This is a genomic window from Nonomuraea sp. NPDC001636, from assembly GCF_040298265.1.
Classification (GTDB): domain Bacteria; phylum Actinomycetota; class Actinomycetes; order Streptosporangiales; family Streptosporangiaceae; genus Nonomuraea.
This window is the reverse complement of record NZ_JBEOZT010000022.1, coordinates 45,133-61,678: the sequence shown is the minus strand read 5'-3', so window position 1 is coordinate 61,678 and position 16,546 is coordinate 45,133. Positions and strand designations below refer to the sequence as shown.

The following is a 16,546-nucleotide window of genomic DNA, read 5'->3' as shown; positions in this document are numbered from 1 at the left end:
CGGGCGGCGGCCCGGCGGGTCGGTTTGACTTAGAGCGCACTTCAATTCGTAACGTCGGTCCCATGACAACGCCTCAGCACAGGATCGGTTCGGGTTTCGGCGCGAGAAGCACCGCGGACGAGGTGCTCAAGGGCATCGACCTCACCGGCAGGGTCGCGCTCGTCACCGGCGGCTACTCCGGCCTCGGCCTGCAGACCACCCGCGCGCTCAGCGGGGCCGGAGCCCAGGTCGTCGTCCCGGCCCGGCGTCGCGGCGCGGCCGAGGAGGCCCTGGCCGGCATCGACCGCGTCGAGGTGGGCGAGCTCGACCTGGGCGACCTCGACAGCGTGCGGCGCTTCGCCGAGGAGTTCCTGGCCTCCGGCCGCGACCTGCACCTCGTGATCAACAACGCCGGCATCATGGCCTGTCCCGAGACGCGGGTCGGCCCCGGCTGGGAGGCCCAGTTCGCCACCAACCACCTCGGCCACTACGCGCTGGTCAACCGCCTGTGGCCGGCCGTCGAGCGCGGCGGCGGCCGGGTCGTGGCCGTCTCCTCCGCCGGCCACCGGCGCTCCGGCATGCGCTGGGACGACGTGATGTTCGAGCACGGCTACGACAAGTGGCAGGCCTACGGCCAGGCGAAGACGGCCAACGTGCTGTTCGCCGTGCACCTCGACGCCCTGGCCAAGGACGCGGGGGTACGGGCGTTCGCGGTGCACCCCGGCGGCATCCTGACCCCGCTCCAGCGCCACCTGACCAAGCAGGAGATGGTCGAGGCGGGCTGGATCGACGAGCAGGGCAACCAGCTCAACACCAGCTTCAAGACCCCTGAGCAGGGCGCGGCCACCCAGGTGTGGGCGGCCACCTCGCCGCAGCTCGACGGCATGGGCGGCGTCTACTGCGAGGACTGCGACATCGCCGAGCCGGCCGACGGCTCCGGCGGCGGGGTCCATCCCCATGCCACCGACCCCGGGCAGGCCGCCCGCCTGTGGCGGTTGTCGGCCGAGCTGACCGGCGTCGACGCCTTCGCCGGGCGGGCGGCCTGACGGTCAGCGTTTCATGGCGCCGTCGGCGATGGCGTCCGCCGCCTCGCCGATGGCCATGCCGACGATCTCCAGGCGGCGCACCAGCTCGCGCTGCTTGAGCGCGTCCGAGGTGACCTCGCCGGAGAAGATCCGGGAGATCTCGTACTGGTACATGCGCCGGATCGCGCCGCCGGCCTTCTTGGCCTCCAGGGCGTCCTGCACCACCGCCGAGGGCCGGGCGGCCAGGCCGCGCACGGCGCTCTCCAGGGCGTCGATGCCCACGATGACCTGGTCGAGCAGCGGCGTGAAGCGGATCTGGTCGGGCACCCGGTACAGGTGCGACTCGCGCACGAAGTCCCGCAGCGAGTCCAGCACGTCGTCGATCGAGCGCGACAGGCGGAACAGGTCCTCGGGGTCGATGGGCGTGACCAGCGCGGTCTTGAGCTCCTCGACCAGGCGGGCGCGCTCCTCGTCGCCGAGGTGCTCGATCGCGCGCATCCGCTCGTGCGCGCCGGTCCTGCCCACCTCGCCGCCGATCATGGCCATCGCCAGCCACGCGCCCTGCTTGGTGGCCTTGAGCTGGCCGAGCAGGGCGCCGGTGAGCGCGCCGTCCATGCGGCCGGTCATGAGGTCCCGGATCCGGCGCCATCGCTTCACCACGTCCCCCTCAGCCCCTTCAGGACGAACGCCGCCGTCGCGGCCAGCAGGCCGCTCAGCGGGAGTGTCAGCAGCCAGGCCACGACGATCTTGACGGCGGCGTACCAGCGGACCCGGCCGCCGCCCTGCGCGACCCCGGCGCCGACCAGCCCGCCGGCCACGGCCTGCGTCATGCTCACGGGCATACCCAGCGCGGCGCAGGCGAGCACGGCGCTGCCCGCGGCCAGTTCGGCGGCGACGCCGTGCGCGGGCCGGGAGACGATGATCTCGCGGCTGAGCGTACGGCCCGCCCTGGGCAGCCCGTAGAGCGCGCCGAGCCCGAACAGCACCGCCACCAGCGAGGTGCAGGCCAGGGGTGCGCCCTGGAAGCCGAGCGCGATCATGAAGACGGCCAGCATCTTCTGCCCGTCGTTGGCCGCGTAGGCGAGCGTCTGGAGCAGGAACCCGGCCCAGTGCCAGCGGGCCAGGCCGGGCGCGTCGGTCACCCGGACGAGCAGCCGGATGAGCAGCCACGACAGCAGCGCCCCCACGAACGGCGCGGCCAGCCCGAAGACCAGCACGAGCGCCACCGAACCGCCCGACACCGGCAGCCCCCAGCCCAGCCCGGCCCCGGTGAGCCCGCCCACCACGGCCAGCGTGAGGCTGGTCGGCCGGCCCTTGGCGCTGAGCGTGAACACCACCGCCAGCGCGCAGAGCACGGCCACGGTCATCGCGGCCTGGCCGCCGGGGGCGTGGAAGCCCGCCAGCCGGTTCACGAACGTCAGCGCCACCTGGTGAGTGACCAGCGGGACCACGGTGACGAGCAGCACCAGCGAGAGGATGCCGACGGCCGGCCTGATCACCGGCAGCTTGAGCCCGGTCGCCAGCAGCGCGCCGCCGTCGTTGATCCCGGACACGACGGCGAACAGCCCCGCGACCCCGATCAGTACGACGGTCTCCAACGGCACGTGTCCCATCCCAGTCGGCGCTGCTCGGCACGGAAAAGCCCGATTCCCTTATGGCCCTCATAGGCGAAAGGCGGCTGTCCCATGCGGCGCCACCCCGGATAGCGTCCGTAATGCCCGATAACTACCCAAGATCGAGTGGATTGATGGACGAAGAACTCATTCTGTTGAATCCCGGGCCCGCATGTACGTCGAAGCGGGTCAAGGACGCCCTGCTTCGCGGCGACCTCTGCCACCGCGAGCCCGAGTTCACGGAGTTGCTGTTCAGGATCCGCGAGGCCCTGCCCCGGTGCCTGAACCTCGGCGGCACGCACGAGGCGCTGCTGGTCACCGGGTCGGGAACCGCGGCCATGGAGATGGCGGTCATCAGCTCCGTCCGCGCGGGACGCGGCGTGCTCGTCGTGAACAACGGCGTCTACGGCGACCGGATGATCAAGATCGCCAAGGCGCACGGCATCCCGTTCCACGAGGTCAGGAGCGACTGGACGGTCCCGGCCGACCCCGAGGCCGTCCGGACGGCCCTCGCCGGGCGCGACGACGTGGACGCCGTGGTCTGCGTGCACCACGAGACCACGACCGGCCTGATCAACCCGATCAAGGAGATCGGCGAGGTCGTGGCCGAGCACGGCGCGCTGTTCGTGATCGACGCGATCAGCGGCACCGCGATCGAGGACCAGGACCTGGCGCAGGTCAGGGCGGACGTCGTCTGCGGCACCGCCAACAAGGGCCTGCACGGGCTGCCCGGCATGTCGTTCATCCTGTGCAGCGAGGCCGCGATCGAGCGGATCCAGGAGGCGCCCGCGCGCAGCCTCTACCTCAACGCCGCCGGCTACCTGGCCGGTCAGCGCAAGGGCGACGTGCCGTTCACCCCGGCCGTGCAGGTCTGCTACTCCCTCGACGAGGCGATCAAGGAGTACGAGGAGGCGGGCGGCTTCGCGGCGCGGACCCGGCTGTACCGCGAGCGGGCGGCCCTCGTCCGCGGCCAGTTCGGGCGGCTCGGCCTGGACATCCTCGTTGATGAACAATTCAGATCAAACACCGTAACAATGCTTCATCTGCCGGAAAACGTAACTTATGCGGCGCTTCATGATGAGCTCAAAAAGCGCGGTTACGTTATCTACGCCGGTCAGGGGCGACTTTCCGCGGACTTCTTCAGGATCTGCACCATGGGCGAGATCCCCTGGCACCGGCTGGAACAGCTCGAGGACGCGCTCCGAGAGTCGATCGAGGCAGCTAGGGGTTAACGACGACATGCAGCTCAACCTGCACCGGCTCTGGATCTTCATGACGGTCGTGGAGTGCGGCGGCTTCTCGGCCGCGGCGCAGAAGCTCTACCTCAGCCAGCCGTCCGTGTCACACCAGGTCAGGCAGCTTGAGCAGGCGCTGCGCGCCACATTGATCGACCGCAGCGGCGCCCGCATCAGGCTCACCCCCGAGGGCGAGGTGATGCTGGAGTACGCCAGGCGGGTGTTCCTGCTGGCCGACGAGGCTGTGGCCGCCATCCGGCAGGTCTCCGGGCTGCAGACCGGCAAGCTGGTCGCGGGAGGCACCACCACCGTCGGCACGTACCTCCTGCCGCCGTTGCTGGCCGCCTTCCGCGACCGTCATCCGGGCATCGAGCTGGGCATCCAGGTCGGCAACGGCCAGCGGGTCGAGCGCGGCCTGGTGGACGGCGAGATCGGCGTCGCGGTGCTGGCGGGCGAGCCCGGCGCGGCGCAGCTCGTCAGCGAGCCGATCCTGGAGGACCGGCTCGTCGTCATCACCCAGCCGGGCCACCGGCTGTCCAGCAAGGGCCGCGCCGAGCCCGCCGACCTGACGGGCGAGTTCTTCCTCATCCGCGAGCCCGGCTCCTCCACCCGCGAGCTGCAGGAGCAGGCGCTGGAGACGTGGGGGCTCGAAGAGGCCGGCCGCAGCGAGATCTGGGGCCCGGAGACGATCAAACAGGCGGTCGCCGCGGGGCTCGGCGTTTCGCTGGTGTCCGAGCACTGCGTCGAGCAGGAGCTCGCCGACGGGCGGCTGGCGGCCCTGGAGGTGCTGCCCGCGCCCAAGCCCCGCCCCATCGTGCTGGCCCACCGCCGCGACCGGCTGCTGGGGCCCGCCGAACAGGCGTTCATCGCCATGCTGCGCAACGTCCGCAGCTGGCCGGGGATCAATCGCTTGAGGAGCATCTCGTGACATCCCTCCCCTCCCGGGCACAGGTCGTGATCATCGGCGGCGGCATCGCGGGCTGCAGCGTGGCCTACCACCTGGCCCAGCTGGGCTGGACCGACGTCGTGCTGCTCGAACAGGGGCAGCTGTCCTGCGGCACCACCTGGCACGCCGCCGGGCTCGTCGGCCAGCTCCGCAGCACCGAGAGCATGACCAGGCTGATCAAGTACAGCACCGACCTGTACGCCCGCCTGGAGGCCGAGACCGGCTTCGGCACCGGCTGGAAGCAGTGCGGCAGCGTCAGCGTGGCCCGCACCCCCGAGCGCATGACCCAGTTGCGGCGCACCGCGGCCGCCGCCCGGAACTACGGCATCCAGGCCGAGGTCGTCAGCGCGCGCGAGGCGGGCGAGCTGTGGCCGGTCATGCGCACCGACGACCTGGTGGGCGGCGTCTGGCTGCCCGGCGACGGCAAGGCCAACCCGTCGGACCTCACCCAGGCGCTGGCCCGCGGCGCGCAGCGGCACGGCGTCCAGGTGATCGAGCGGGTCCGGGTCACCGGCGTCACCGTGCGCGACGGCGCCTTGCGCGGCGTGCACACCTCCGAGGGCCACATCGAGACCGAGGTGCTGGTCAACTGCGCCGGACAGTGGGCCAAGGAGGTCGGCGGGATGGCCGGCGCGACCGTCCCGCTGCACTCGGCCGAGCACTACTACGTGGTGACCGAGCGCATCCCCGGCGTGCGTCCCGACCTGCCCGTGCTGCGCGACCCCGACGGCTACGCCTACCTCAAGGAGGAGGTCGGCGGCCTGGTCGTGGGCGGCTTCGAGCCGGACGCCAAACCCTGGGGCATGGACGGCATCCCCCACCCCTTCGAGTTCCAGCTCCTGGACGCGGACTGGGACCAGTTCGCGATCATCATGGAGAACGCGATCCAGCGCGTCCCGGCGCTGGAGAGCGCCGGGATCAGGATGTTCTACAACGGGCCGGAGAGCTTCACGCCCGACAACATGTTCCTGCTGGGCGAGACCCCCGAGGTGCGCGGCCTGTTCGTCGCCGCCGGGTTCAACTCGGCCGGCATCGCCTCGGCGGGCGGCGCCGGCCGCGCGCTGGCCGAGTGGATCGTGAACGGCGAGCCGACCGGCGACCTGTGGCCCGCCGACATCCGGCGTTTCGCCCGCTGGGCCGGCAACGACACCTGGCTGCGCGACCGGGTCACCGAGACGCTGGGGCTGCACTACGCGATGTCCTGGCCGGACCGGGAGCCGGAGACCGCCCGGCCGCTGCGCCGCTCGCCGGTCCACCACCTGCTGGCGCAGGCCGGGGCGCGCTTCGGGTCGAAGATGGGCTGGGAGCGGGTCAACTACTTCGGGCCCGCCACGCCGTCCACGTTCGGGCGGCCGGGATGGCAGCCGTACGTGGACGCCGAGGTGGCGGCCTGCCGGAACGCGGCGGCGCTGTTCGACCAGACGGCCTTCTCCAAGTTCGTCCTCAAGGGCCCGGAGGCCATGGAGGCGTTGCAGTGGCTGTGCACCGCCGACGTGGACGTCGAGCCCGGCCGGGTCGTCTACACCGGCCTGCTCAACGACCGGTGCGGCTACGAGTCGGACCTGACGGTGACCCGCGTGGCCCGCGACGAGTACCTGATCGTGACCGGCTCGGCCCAGACCACCAGGGACTTCGACCACATCTCCAGGGGCCTCGGCGACCGGCGGGCGGTCCTGGTGGACGTCACCGGCGCGTACGCGGTCTTCGGCGTGATGGGCCCCTCGTCCAGGACGATCCTGCAGTCGGTCTCGAAGTCCGACTTCTCCGCCTTCGACTTCGGCACGTCCCGCCTGGTCGACCTCGGCCACGCCACCGTACGCGCCACCCGCGTCACGTACGTGGGCGAGCTGGGCTGGGAGTTGTACGTGCCCGCCGAGTTCGCCGTCACCGTGCACGAGACACTCATGGCCGTCGGCGGGCTGACCCAGGCCGGTCACTACGCCATCGAGGCCATGCGCATCGAGAAGGGCTACCGCGCCTGGGGCCGCGAGCTGGGCCCCGAGATCACCCCAGCCGCCGCCGGACTGCGTTTCACCTGCAAGAAGAGCGGCGGCTACCGGGGAGCGCGGCACGCACTGGAGGCGCCGTCGCGCAGGGTAGTCTCGATCGTGCTGGACGACCCCGCCGCACACCTGTGGGGCGGCGAGTCCCTGCTGTCCGACGGCGTCCCGGTGGGCTACGTCACCTCGGCGGCCCACAGCCCCACGCTCGGCAGGTCCGTGGCGCTGGGCTTCGCCACCGAGGTCTCGCAGGAAGGCGGCGTCACGCTGGAGAAGGTGGAGGTCGACGTGGCCGGCGACCTGTACTCTGCCCAGATCAGCCTCAAGGCGCCCTACGATCCCACGTCCGCGAGAGTGAAGGCATGAGCAGCCACGCCGAGTACATCCTGACCCTGTCCTGCCCCGACCGCCCCGGCGTGGTGGCCGCCGTCTCCGGCCTGCTGGCGGCGCACGGGTGCAACATCATCGAGAGCCAGCAGTTCGGCGACCGGGTCGCCCAGCGGTTCTTCATGCGCGTGCAGTTCTCCGGCCCGCTCGGCGAGGACGAGCTGGGCGCCGCCTTCGCCGCCCTGGCCCCCGACTTCGCCATGGAGTTCCGGCTGCGCGACGTGGCCAGGAAGCCGCGCGTGCTGATCATGGTCAGCCGGTTCGACCACTGCCTCAACGACCTGCTCTACCGGGTCAGGTCGAAGACGCTCGGCATCGAGGTCGTCGCGGTCGCCTCCAACCACCCCGACCTGCGCCCGCTCACCCAGTCGTACGGCATCGACTACCACCACTTGCCGATCACGCCCGAGACCAAGCCGAGGCAGGAGGCCGAGGTGCTGGCGCTGGTCGAGCACTACCAGGTCGACCTGGTGGTGCTGGCCCGCTACATGCAGGTGCTGTCGGAGGACCTGTGCGAGAAGCTGGCCGGACGGGCGATCAACATCCACCACTCGTTCCTGCCGTCGTTCAAGGGCGCCAAGCCCTACCACCAGGCCCACAACCGGGGCGTCAAGCTCATCGGCGCCACGGCCCACTACGTGACCTCCGACCTCGACGAGGGCCCGATCATCGAGCAGGAGGTCGCCCGGGTCAACCACAGCCACTCGCCGGACGACCTCGTGCGCATCGGGCGTGACGTGGAGTGCGTGGCGCTGGCCCGCGCGGTCCAGTGGCACGCCGAGCAGCGCGTCCTGCTCGACGGCCACAAGACCGTCGTCTTCCCCCGCTGACCGCTTTCCGCCGCCTTACGGGCGGTAGGTCCCGAAGAACCAGGAGTTGCCTTCGGGGTCCTTGCAGGCGTACTCGCGCGAGCCGTACGGCTGGTCGGTGAGCTCCATGGTGATCACGGCCCCCGCGGCCCTGGCGCGATCGTGGTGGGCGTCGACGTCGTCGACCGCGATGTAGACGCCGGGCCCGCCCGGCCTCCCCCGGCCGATCATGATCAGGTCGTCCTCGACGAACAGCTCGGCGTGCTCGACGACCCCGGACCCGTCCTTCGACGACTCGTGCACCCGGAACCCGAACGCCCCGGTCAGGAAGTCGAGCGCGGCCTGCGGGTGCTCGTAGCGGGCCAGTGCGTAGACAGTGCGTTTCATGGCTCCAGCATGCGCGGCGGCCCGCCCGCGGGTCTTGGACGAATCTGACCGGGCGTGGTGCCGCCGAGCGCCCGGAACTCGCGGTTGAGATGGGCCTGGTCGTAGAAGCCGCACTCGGCCGCGACCGCGGCGATCGGCCTGCCGGAGCGCAGCAGCCGCGCCGCCCGGCCGAACCTGATCACCCGGGCCGCCGTCTTGGGGGCCAGCCCGACCTGGTCGTGGAAGCGGGCCACCAGATGCCGGTGGCTCCAGCCCAGCGACGCGGCCAGCGACGACACGCCGAGCCGCCCGCCCGACTCCAGCAGCCGCGCCCACGCCCACGGCAGCTCGGGGCCCACCTGCGGCCCGGCCAGGATGCGCGCGGTCAGCAGCCGGTCGGTCAGGGCCAGCCGCTCCCGCCACGACGGCGTCGCGGCCAGCCGGTCGAGCAGCTCCCCGGCCCACGGCCCGAGCACGGCCTCCACCGGGACCACCCGGCTCGTCAGGTGGCGCATCGGCAGCCCGTACAGCCGCCGCGCCCCGAACGGCGTGAGCACCACCTCCACGCCCTCGCACGGCCCCTCGACGCGGGTGACCGCGAACCGGTCGGCGAGCCCGCCCGCGAACGCCCTGACCCGCTCCCCGTACGCCTCCATCGGCGCGCCGACGCCCAGGATGAGCACCGCCCCCGGAAGGGCGGCCTCGGCGCGCGTGACGGGCGCGGGATAGTGCTCGCGGTAGGCGCAGAGCCGGGTGACGTACGGCCGCAGCGCAGCGCTGGGGACGGCCTCGACGATGGCCGGCCCCAGGCTGCTCATGCCTGCGACACTACAGACCGGTGTGCTGGGCGAGGAAGGTCAGCGTGTCGGCCGACAGGTCGACCGTCCGGCTCACCGAGCGGGCGCCGTGGCCCACCTCGGCCTCGTTGCGCAGCAGCACCGGCCGCCCGGCCGTGGAGGCGTGCTGCAACGCCGCGCACATCTTCCAGGCGTGCAGCGGGTGCACCCGCGTGTCGGACTGGAAGACGGTGAACAACGTCGCCGGGTAGGCCACCGACTCCTCGACCCGGTGGTAGGGCGAATACCCCCACAACCAGCCGAACTGCTCCGGGTCGTCGGCGCTGCCGTACTCGACGTTCCAGGTCGCGCCGAGGCCGAACTTCTCGTACCTGATCATGTCGAGCAGCGGCGCCGAGCAGACCACGGCCGCGTACAGGTCGGGACGCTGGGTCAGCGCGGCGCCCACCAGCAGGCCGCCGTTGGAGCCGCCGGAGATGCCCAGCTGCTCGCGGGTGGTGACGCCGGTCTCGATGAGGTGCTCGGCCGCGGCGTGGAAGTCGTCGAACACGTTCTGCTTGTTGGCCAGCATGCCCGCGCGGTGCCAGTCCTCGCCCTCCTCGCCGCCGCCGCGCAGGTTGGCGATGGCGTAGACGCCGCCCGCCTCCACCCAGGCCAGGATCGAGGCCGAGTAGCCGGGGGTCATGGACAGGCCGAAGCCGCCGTAGCCGTACAGGATCGTGGGGCGGGGGCCGGGCCGCTCGTCGGCGGGGGAGATGATCAGCATCCGGACGTCGGTGCCGTCCTTGGACCGGTACACCACCTGCGACGTGCGCACCGGCGGCACCTCGACCGCGCCCGGCGAGGCGGCCCACAGCGTGGTCTCGCCCGTGCGGGCGTCGTAGCGCTGGATCGTCGGCGGCGTGGTGTTGTCGGTGTAGCCGAACCACGCCTCGAAGCCGCCCTCGGGACGCTCGGAGATGCCGCCGATCGTGCCCAGCCCCGGCGTCGGCACCGAGCCGACGCGCTCGCCGGTCGCCAGGTCGTGGACGGTGATCTCGCTGATCGCGTGGCGGGTCCAGCCTACCAGCATGACCGGGCGCTCCAGGTCGTCGAGGATGGCGAAGTCGGACAGCACCGCCTCGGGGTCCTCGGGGATCAGGTCGCGCCAGGTCTCGTAGCCCGGGTCGGCCGGGTCGGTCACGCACACCCGGCCGCGGGAGGCGTCCCTGTCGGTGTGGACGTAGAGCCGGCCGTCGCGGCCGAACACCAGGGCGGTCTGCGCGTCGACGCCCTCCTGCACGACCTTCAGGTCGGGGGCGTCGGCGGGCGAGGCGGTCAGGTCGGCCACCCACAGGTCGTTGCGCGGCGCGGTGCCCTCGTGCGCCGAGACCTGGAGCCAGTGGCCGTCGCGCGAGACGGACACGCCGTAGTAGTTGGTCATCTTCAGCCCCTGGCCGAAGATCATCACGTCGTCCTCGGTCGAGGTGCCGACGCGGTGGAGGTAGACGCGGCGGTGGAACTGCGCCTCGTTCTCCGGCACCTCGGTGCGCGGCAGCCTGCGCACGTAGTAGAACGCCTCGCCGCCGGGCAGCCAGGCGATGGGGGAGTAGCGGCAGCGGTCGATCGGGCCCTCGACGCGCATCCCGGTGGCGACGTCCATGACGTAGAGGACCGACTCCTCGTCGCCGCCCACCGAGATCTGGTACGCCAGCAGCCGCCCTTCCTTGTCGGGCTGCACCGCGTCGAGCGTGGTGAGACCGGACGGGTCGATCTCCATCGGGTCGATCAGCGCCCGCTCGGTGCCGTCGGCCTCGACCACGTAGTAGACCGCGTGCTCCTGGTCGGGCGTGCGGCGGGAGAAGAACCGGCGCTCCCCGCGCCAGGCCGGAGCCCCCACCGAGCCGGACCGCAGCAGCTCGGCGATGCGGTCCTTGAACCGCTGCTCGCCCCGGCTGGCGTTGAACAGCTCGGCCTGCGCGAGCAGCCACTCCTTGGTGTCCGGGCCGTCAGGGTCCTCCAGCCACCGGTACGGGTCGGGGACGGGCGTTTCGTGCAGGATGTCGACGACGTCTTCGCGGCGTGCCGTCGGATAGGGCTCTCGCGTCATGCCAGGAACCCTACTGCCAAGGTGGGGGCGTAAAGCGCTGGTGAAGCGGGCATAAAACGTAACGTGTGTCCCTCTGGTCATTCCGGCTTGAAGATTATGGGGTGGCGGGGACGCTACGGCTAACGCCAGACTTGGTGACAGGACGGTGCCGTGGTGACCATCCGCTGGACCGTCCGGCGGAGGTCCATGTGACGGAAGCACCAGTGCCCCAGGAGGGGCCGACAGGCGGGACATGCCACGGCATGTCCCCTTTGATACGCGCGCGGCAGGGAGAGGCCCGATGACGCGCCAGGTCCTGCTGCTCAACGCCACCTACGAGCCGCTCACCACGCTCTCGCTCCACCGGGCCATCGTCCTGGTGCTGCGGGAGAAGGCCGACGTCGTGCACCGAGACGGGCGGGGCACCCAGCTCCGCTCGGCGAGCTGCACCCTCGACGTGCCTTCGGTGATCAGGCTCCGCAGATACGTCCGCATCCCCTACCGGTCCCGAATCCCGCTGACCAGGGCCGCCCTCATGCGGCGCGACGACTACCGCTGCGCCTACTGCGGGCAGCGGGCCGAGACCATCGACCACGTCATCCCGAGATCGCGCGGCGGCACCCACACGTGGGAGAACTGCGTCGCCTCGTGCACAACCTGCAACCACCGCAAGGCCGACAAATACCTGGAGGAGCTGGGCTGGACGCTGCGTGTCCTCCCGGCGGTGCCGAGGGGCGCCCACTGGCGGCTCATCGGCGCCTCGCTCGTCGGCGATCCGCAATGGGCGCCCTACCTGGAGGCGGCGGCCTAGGAATCCCTTTTGAAGCCGGAGGCCACCGCCTGCCACCATGACGGGTATGTGGACCTTCACCTCCGATCCGGAGGAATTCGCCGCGGTCGCCGAGCCGTTCCTGCTCGGCGACCCGGTCGGCAACACGGTTCCGCTGACCGTCCTGGCCAACCTGCGCGCCGGCCATCCCGCCGACGCCGCCTTCTTCGCCTGGTGGACCGCCGGGGGCCAGGTGCGCGCCGCCGCCTTCCGCACGCCGCCCGCCCCCCTGAGCCTCACGCGCATGCCCGCCGAGGCCGTCGCCCCGCTGGTCGAGGCGCTCGGCGGCGACCTGCCCATGGTCGTGGGGCCGGTCGAGGTGACGGCCGAGGTCGTCCGGCTGCTCGGCGAGCCCGACCGGACGGTGTCCGAACGGCTCTACCGTCTCGGCGCGCTCGCCGTCCCGTCCGTGCCCGGCCGCGGCCGGCTCGCCGGGCCTGGCGACTTCCCGCTGATGGTGAGCTGGTACCAGGCGTTCGGCGCCGAGGTCGGGCTCGGTGAGGCGCACGACGTCGCCGAGCGGGTCGCCCAGCGGGTGGCCGGGCGTGAGCTGTTCGTGTGGGAGGCCGAGGGCGTGCCGGTCTCGGTGGCCGGGCTCGGCCGGGCGGCCGGCGGCGTGTGCCGCGTCGGACCGGTCTACACGCCCCCGTCGTGCCGCAGGAAGGGCTACGGGGCCGCGGTCACCGCGTACGCCAGCGAAGTGGCGCTGGCCGAACGGTGTGAGCAGGTCGTGCTCTTCACCGACCTGGACAACCCGACCAGCAACGCGATCTACCGGTCGATCGGCTACGAGCCCGTCTCCGACCATGCGCACCTGACCTACGCCGGCTCCCGCTCACCGGCCACAGCGGGTTAGGCTTACCGCATGCCGCGTTACGACTTCCGCTGCCGCGCCTGCGGCTCCACGTTCGAGGTCTCCCGTCCCATGTCGGCCTCAGACGAGCCGGCGACCTGCCCGGAGGGCCACGGCGACACGGTCAAGCTGCTGTCCACCGTGTCCATGACGGGTGGCGCCGCCGCTCCCCGTCCGGCCGGCGGAGGTGGCGGCGGCTGCTGCGGCGGAGGTTGCTGCTCCTCCTGACCGGCGGGCCCGGGTGAACGCCTCCACGGCGAGCCGGGCCGCCTGTTCCACGGTCGCCACGCCCGTCGCCATGTCCGGGCTGCGCTCCGACAACACGGCGATGAGCAGTTCGTGCCCGTTCAGCACGATCCGGCCCACGCTGTTGACCGTCCACCGCCCGCCGTGCGCGTCCACCGGCAGCCAGCCGTTCTTGAGCGCCACCTCGCCGCCGGCGGCGCTGACGCCCCACGCCTGCGACCGGTCCACCGACGACATGAGGCCCAGCGCCCAGCGGCGGCTCGCGGCCGGCACCGGCCCGGCGGGGTCGGTGAGCTGCTCCAGCACCCGCACCTGGTCCGACGGGTGGCTGAGGGTCATGCCCCACGACAGGCCCGCGCCCGGCCTGGTGTCGCGCACCTCCAGCGCGCCCAGGACCCGGCTGAGCCCCTCCTGGCCGCCGACCGTCATGTACAGCTCGTGCGCGCTCTCGTTGTGGCTCTGGCGGATCATCCGGGAGGCGAGCCTGCGTTCGTACGCGCCGAGCCGCCGGTGCTCGCTCTGCCTGAGCAGCAGCAGGGCGAGCAGGATGTCCACCTTGGCCACGCTGGCCAGCACGAACGGCCTGCCCTCGGCGTAGGAGTACCGCACGCCCGTCGCGCGGTCGTACACCGACAGCGCCACCCGCCCCGGACGGCCCCGCAGCTGACGTTCCAGCGCCCGGTCGAGCGCCCGCCGCGTGGCCGGCGGCAGCAGGCGTTCCACGGCCACCGCCTGGCGGTGCGCCACGATCGGGAGCGGGGCCGGACGCCGGCCCGCCGCGCAGGCGGACACCACGACGGGCACGACGACGGGCAGCAGGGCGGCGATGAGCGAGATCCCCCGGACGCGCATGTGCGCGAGCCTGTCACGCCCCGCACCAACGCCCGGGGGCCCGAGGGTCAAGCTTGCGGCAGGTTACGCCGCGGTGGTTCTCGTGCGGCTCATGCCGCGGGGGTGCGCCGGCGGCGGCGCTGGAAGGGCAGGAACCGGTCGGCCAGGTGCGGCCGCGACGGGGTCAGGGTGGGCTCGACCGCGATGATGCGGTCGAACCGGAACGCCCTGATGGCCCGCCGCATCCGGCACACGCCGACCAGGTACCAGTATTCGCGGTGGACCAGGCAGGTCACCGGCTCGACGTCGCGGGAGGTGACGGCCCCCGAGGCGTCGCGGTAGTGGAGGCGGATCATGAGGCGGCTGGTGATGGCGTCGGCGATGAGCCTGGCCCGGGAGGCGGTCTCCACGGGCAGCGGCTCGGTCAGGGTCGCGAGCGTGGTCGCGATGACGTCGTCGTCGAGCTCCAGGTGCTCGAGCGCGTGTTGCAGGCCGCGCCGTGCGGCGACGGCCTGCGGGCCCGCTCCGAGGTGAGCGAGGGAGAGGGCGATGGCGGCGATCTCGGCGGTCGTCAGCGGGCGAGTCTCGTCCTTCACGACTGTCGTCATACCCCAAGAATAGGGACGACCACCGACAATTTTCGAAAATCTGTGCGGTGGACCGGGGGTCCACCGCACCCTAACTATCGGGACAGCTGCGACAGATCACGCGAGGCGCCGGTCGAGGCCGACGTGGTCATCGCCGCGTACGCCTGCAGCGCCACGCTCACTGGACGGTTGCGGTCGCGCGGCCGGTAGCCGCCCAGGTCGGCCAGCAGCCGCTCGCGCCGCGCGGCCAGCTCGGCCTCGGGCACCCGCAGCTCCATCGACCGGCCGGGGATGTCGATGTCGATGACGTCGCCATCCTCGACCAGCGCGATCGCGCCGCCCTCGGCCGCCTCCGGCGAGGCGTGCCCGATCGACAGCCCGGACGTGCCGCCGGAGAAGCGGCCGTCGGTGACCAGCGCGCACGCCTTGCCCAGACCCTTGCCCTTGAGGAAGGAGGTCGGGTAGAGCATCTCCTGCATGCCGGGGCCGCCCTTGGGGCCCTCGTAGCGGATGACCACCACGTCGCCCTCCTTGACCCGCCCGCCGAGGATGCCCTCGACGGCCTGCTCCTGCGACTCGAACACCACCGCGGGCCCGCTGAACCTCCAGATCGACTCGTCGACCCCCGCGGTCTTCACCACCGCGCCGTCGAGCGAGATGTTGCCGTAGAGCACGGCCAGGCCGCCGTCGGCGCTGTAGGCGTGCTCAAGGTCGCGGATGCACCCCTGCGCCCGGTCGAGGTCGAGGGAGTCCCAGCGGTTGTCCTGCGAGTACGCCTTCACCGTGCGCACGTTGCCCGGCGCCGCGTGCCACAGCTCGACGGCCTCGGGCAGCACGGTCGGCGACTTGACGTCCCAGGCGGCCAGCGTGTCGGCCAGCGTGCCCCCGTTGACCGTGGGCACGTCGCGGTGCAGCAGCCCGGCCCGGTCGAGCTCGCCCAGGATGGCCGGGATGCCGCCGGCGCGGTGGACGTCCTCGACGTGGTACTTGCTGGTGGCCGGGGCGACCTTGCACAGGCACGGCACCCGCAGCGAGATCTCGTTGATCTCCTTGAGGCCGAAGTCGACCTCGGCCTCGCGGGCCGCGGCCAGGATGTGCAGGATCGTGTTGGTGGAGCCGCCCATCGCCACGTCGAGCGCCATGGCGTTCTCGAACGCCGCGCGGGTGGCGACCGAGCGCGGCAGCACCGACTCGTCGCCGTCCTCGTAGTAGCGGCGGGTGATCTCGACGAGCTGGCGGCCGGCGTCCTCGAAGAGCTGCTTGCGCCGCTTGTGGGTGGCCAGGATCGTGCCGTTGCCGGGCAGGGCCAGGCCCATGGCCTCGGTCAGGCAGTTCATGGAGTTGGCGGTGAACATGCCCGAGCAGGAGCCGCAGGTGGGGCAGGCGTTCTCCTCCATCTCCAGCAGCTCGGCGTCGGTCACCGACTCGTCGGCGGCGGCGATCATCGGGTCGATGAGGTCGAGCTTGCGGCCCGGCGTCTTGCCGGCCTCCATGGGGCCGCCGGAGACGAAGATCGTGGGGATGTTCAGCCGGAACGCGGCCAGCAGCATGCCCGGCGTGATCTTGTCGCAGTTGGAGACGCAGATCAGCGCGTCGGCGCAGTGGGCGTTGACCATGTACTCGACGGCGTCGGCGATCAGCTCGCGGGACGGCAGCGAGTAGAGCATGCCGCCGTGGCCCATCGCGATGCCGTCGTCGACGGCGATCGTGTTGAACTCGCGCGGGATCGCCCCCGCCTCGCGGATCGCGGCCGAGACGACGTCGCCGACCTCGCGCAGGTGCACGTGGCCCGGGACGAACTGGGTGAAGCTGTTGGCCACCGCGATGATGGGTTTGCCGAAGTCGCTCCCGGCTACGCCGGTCGCCCGGAGCAGGGCCCGGGCGCCGACCATGTTCCTGCCGTGGGTGACCGTACGTGACCTGAGGGCCGGCATTGTGCTTCTCCCATCATGAGGCGAGTCTTCACATGTTACGG

The 16,546-nt window shown here is 71.9% G+C and carries 15 protein-coding genes and 1 pseudogene; 8 read left to right on the top strand and 8 right to left on the bottom strand.

The window, feature by feature from the left end:
* Nucleotides 1–62 precede the first annotated feature (62 nt).
* The gene (locus ABT158_RS33890) at nt 63–1,025 is read left to right on the top strand and encodes an SDR family NAD(P)-dependent oxidoreductase (RefSeq protein WP_352360499.1); all 963 of its coding nucleotides are present in this window, start codon (nt 63–65) and stop codon (nt 1,023–1,025) included.
* 3 nt (nt 1,026–1,028) lie between these two features.
* Here ABT158_RS33890 and ABT158_RS33885 read toward each other — a convergent pair whose 3' ends face one another.
* Together ABT158_RS33885 and ABT158_RS33880 are read right to left on the bottom strand one after the other, a co-directional pair.
* Entirely contained in the window at nt 1,029–1,661 is a 633-nt protein-coding gene (locus ABT158_RS33885; RefSeq protein ID WP_352360497.1) for a DUF47 domain-containing protein, read from the bottom strand.
* Nucleotides 1,658–2,608 (bottom strand): inorganic phosphate transporter, encoded by a 951-nt coding sequence (locus ABT158_RS33880; RefSeq protein WP_352360495.1) that lies wholly within the window; start codon nt 2,606–2,608, stop codon nt 1,658–1,660. The genes ABT158_RS33885 and ABT158_RS33880 overlap by 4 nt, the downstream gene beginning before the upstream one ends.
* A gap of 143 nt (nt 2,609–2,751) precedes the next feature.
* On the opposite strand from ABT158_RS33880, the gene ABT158_RS33875 reads away from it, so the two are divergent.
* Genes ABT158_RS33875 through purU form a run of 4 tightly spaced genes read left to right on the top strand, consistent with a single transcriptional unit; the run spans nt 2,752 to nt 8,015 of the window.
* Nucleotides 2,752–3,849: a pyridoxal-phosphate-dependent aminotransferase family protein gene (locus ABT158_RS33875; protein ID WP_352360493.1), complete on the top strand. Its 1,098-nt coding sequence runs from the start codon at nt 2,752–2,754 to the stop codon at nt 3,847–3,849.
* Nucleotides 3,850–3,856: 7 nt separating this feature from the next.
* On the top strand, nt 3,857–4,780 hold the full coding sequence (locus ABT158_RS33870) for a LysR family transcriptional regulator (RefSeq protein ID WP_352360491.1): 924 nt from the start codon (nt 3,857–3,859) through the stop codon (nt 4,778–4,780).
* A complete protein-coding gene (locus ABT158_RS33865; RefSeq protein WP_352360489.1) occupies nt 4,777–7,164 on the top strand; it encodes a GcvT family protein in 2,388 nt (795 codons plus the stop codon). The genes ABT158_RS33870 and ABT158_RS33865 overlap by 4 nt, the downstream gene beginning before the upstream one ends.
* The gene (gene purU / locus ABT158_RS33860) at nt 7,161–8,015 is read left to right on the top strand and encodes a formyltetrahydrofolate deformylase (RefSeq protein WP_352322831.1); all 855 of its coding nucleotides are present in this window, start codon (nt 7,161–7,163) and stop codon (nt 8,013–8,015) included. Before ABT158_RS33865 ends, purU begins: the two co-directional genes overlap by 4 nt.
* Before the next feature lie 15 nt (nt 8,016–8,030).
* On the opposite strand, the gene ABT158_RS33855 is transcribed toward purU, so the two are convergent.
* Genes ABT158_RS33855 through ABT158_RS33845 form a run of 3 tightly spaced genes read right to left on the bottom strand, consistent with a single transcriptional unit; the run spans nt 8,031 to nt 11,246 of the window.
* Entirely contained in the window at nt 8,031–8,381 is a 351-nt protein-coding gene (locus tag ABT158_RS33855; protein ID WP_352360486.1) for a VOC family protein, read from the bottom strand.
* Nucleotides 8,378–9,178: a helix-turn-helix domain-containing protein gene (locus ABT158_RS33850; protein WP_352360484.1), complete on the bottom strand. Its 801-nt coding sequence runs from the start codon at nt 9,176–9,178 to the stop codon at nt 8,378–8,380. The genes ABT158_RS33855 and ABT158_RS33850 overlap by 4 nt, the downstream gene beginning before the upstream one ends.
* A 10-nt stretch (nt 9,179–9,188) precedes the next feature.
* On the bottom strand, nt 9,189–11,246 hold the full coding sequence (locus ABT158_RS33845; RefSeq protein WP_352360482.1) for a prolyl oligopeptidase family serine peptidase: 2,058 nt from the start codon (nt 11,244–11,246) through the stop codon (nt 9,189–9,191).
* Nucleotides 11,247–11,526: 280 nt separating this feature from the next.
* Between ABT158_RS33845 and ABT158_RS33840 the strand changes: the two genes are divergently transcribed.
* The 3 genes from ABT158_RS33840 to ABT158_RS33830 are packed head-to-tail and all read left to right on the top strand — an operon-like array spanning nt 11,527 to nt 13,135.
* A complete protein-coding gene (locus tag ABT158_RS33840; RefSeq protein ID WP_352360480.1) occupies nt 11,527–12,036 on the top strand; it encodes an HNH endonuclease in 510 nt (169 codons plus the stop codon).
* Between the two features lie 46 nt (nt 12,037–12,082).
* Nucleotides 12,083–12,910 (top strand): GNAT family N-acetyltransferase, encoded by an 828-nt coding sequence (locus ABT158_RS33835; protein WP_352360478.1) that lies wholly within the window; start codon nt 12,083–12,085, stop codon nt 12,908–12,910.
* Nucleotides 12,911–12,919: 9 nt separating this feature from the next.
* Complete coding sequence (locus ABT158_RS33830) at nt 12,920–13,135, top strand: FmdB family zinc ribbon protein (protein WP_352360476.1); 216 nt, start codon at nt 12,920–12,922, stop codon at nt 13,133–13,135.
* 27 nt (nt 13,136–13,162) lie between these two features.
* Here the strand turns inward: ABT158_RS33830 and ABT158_RS51345 are convergent.
* The 3 genes and pseudogenes from ABT158_RS51345 to ilvD all read right to left on the bottom strand — a co-directional run.
* Nucleotides 13,163–14,005, bottom strand: a pseudogene (locus ABT158_RS51345) (serine hydrolase); the annotation flags it as partial.
* A gap of 89 nt (nt 14,006–14,094) precedes the next feature.
* On the bottom strand, nt 14,095–14,592 hold the full coding sequence (locus ABT158_RS33825; protein WP_352360474.1) for a helix-turn-helix transcriptional regulator: 498 nt from the start codon (nt 14,590–14,592) through the stop codon (nt 14,095–14,097).
* A 74-nt stretch (nt 14,593–14,666) separates the two neighbouring features.
* Nucleotides 14,667–16,505, bottom strand: a complete 1,839-nt coding sequence (gene ilvD / locus ABT158_RS33820) for a dihydroxy-acid dehydratase (protein WP_352360472.1) — start codon at nt 16,503–16,505, stop codon at nt 14,667–14,669.
* Between the last annotated feature and the right edge of the window lie 41 nt (nt 16,506–16,546).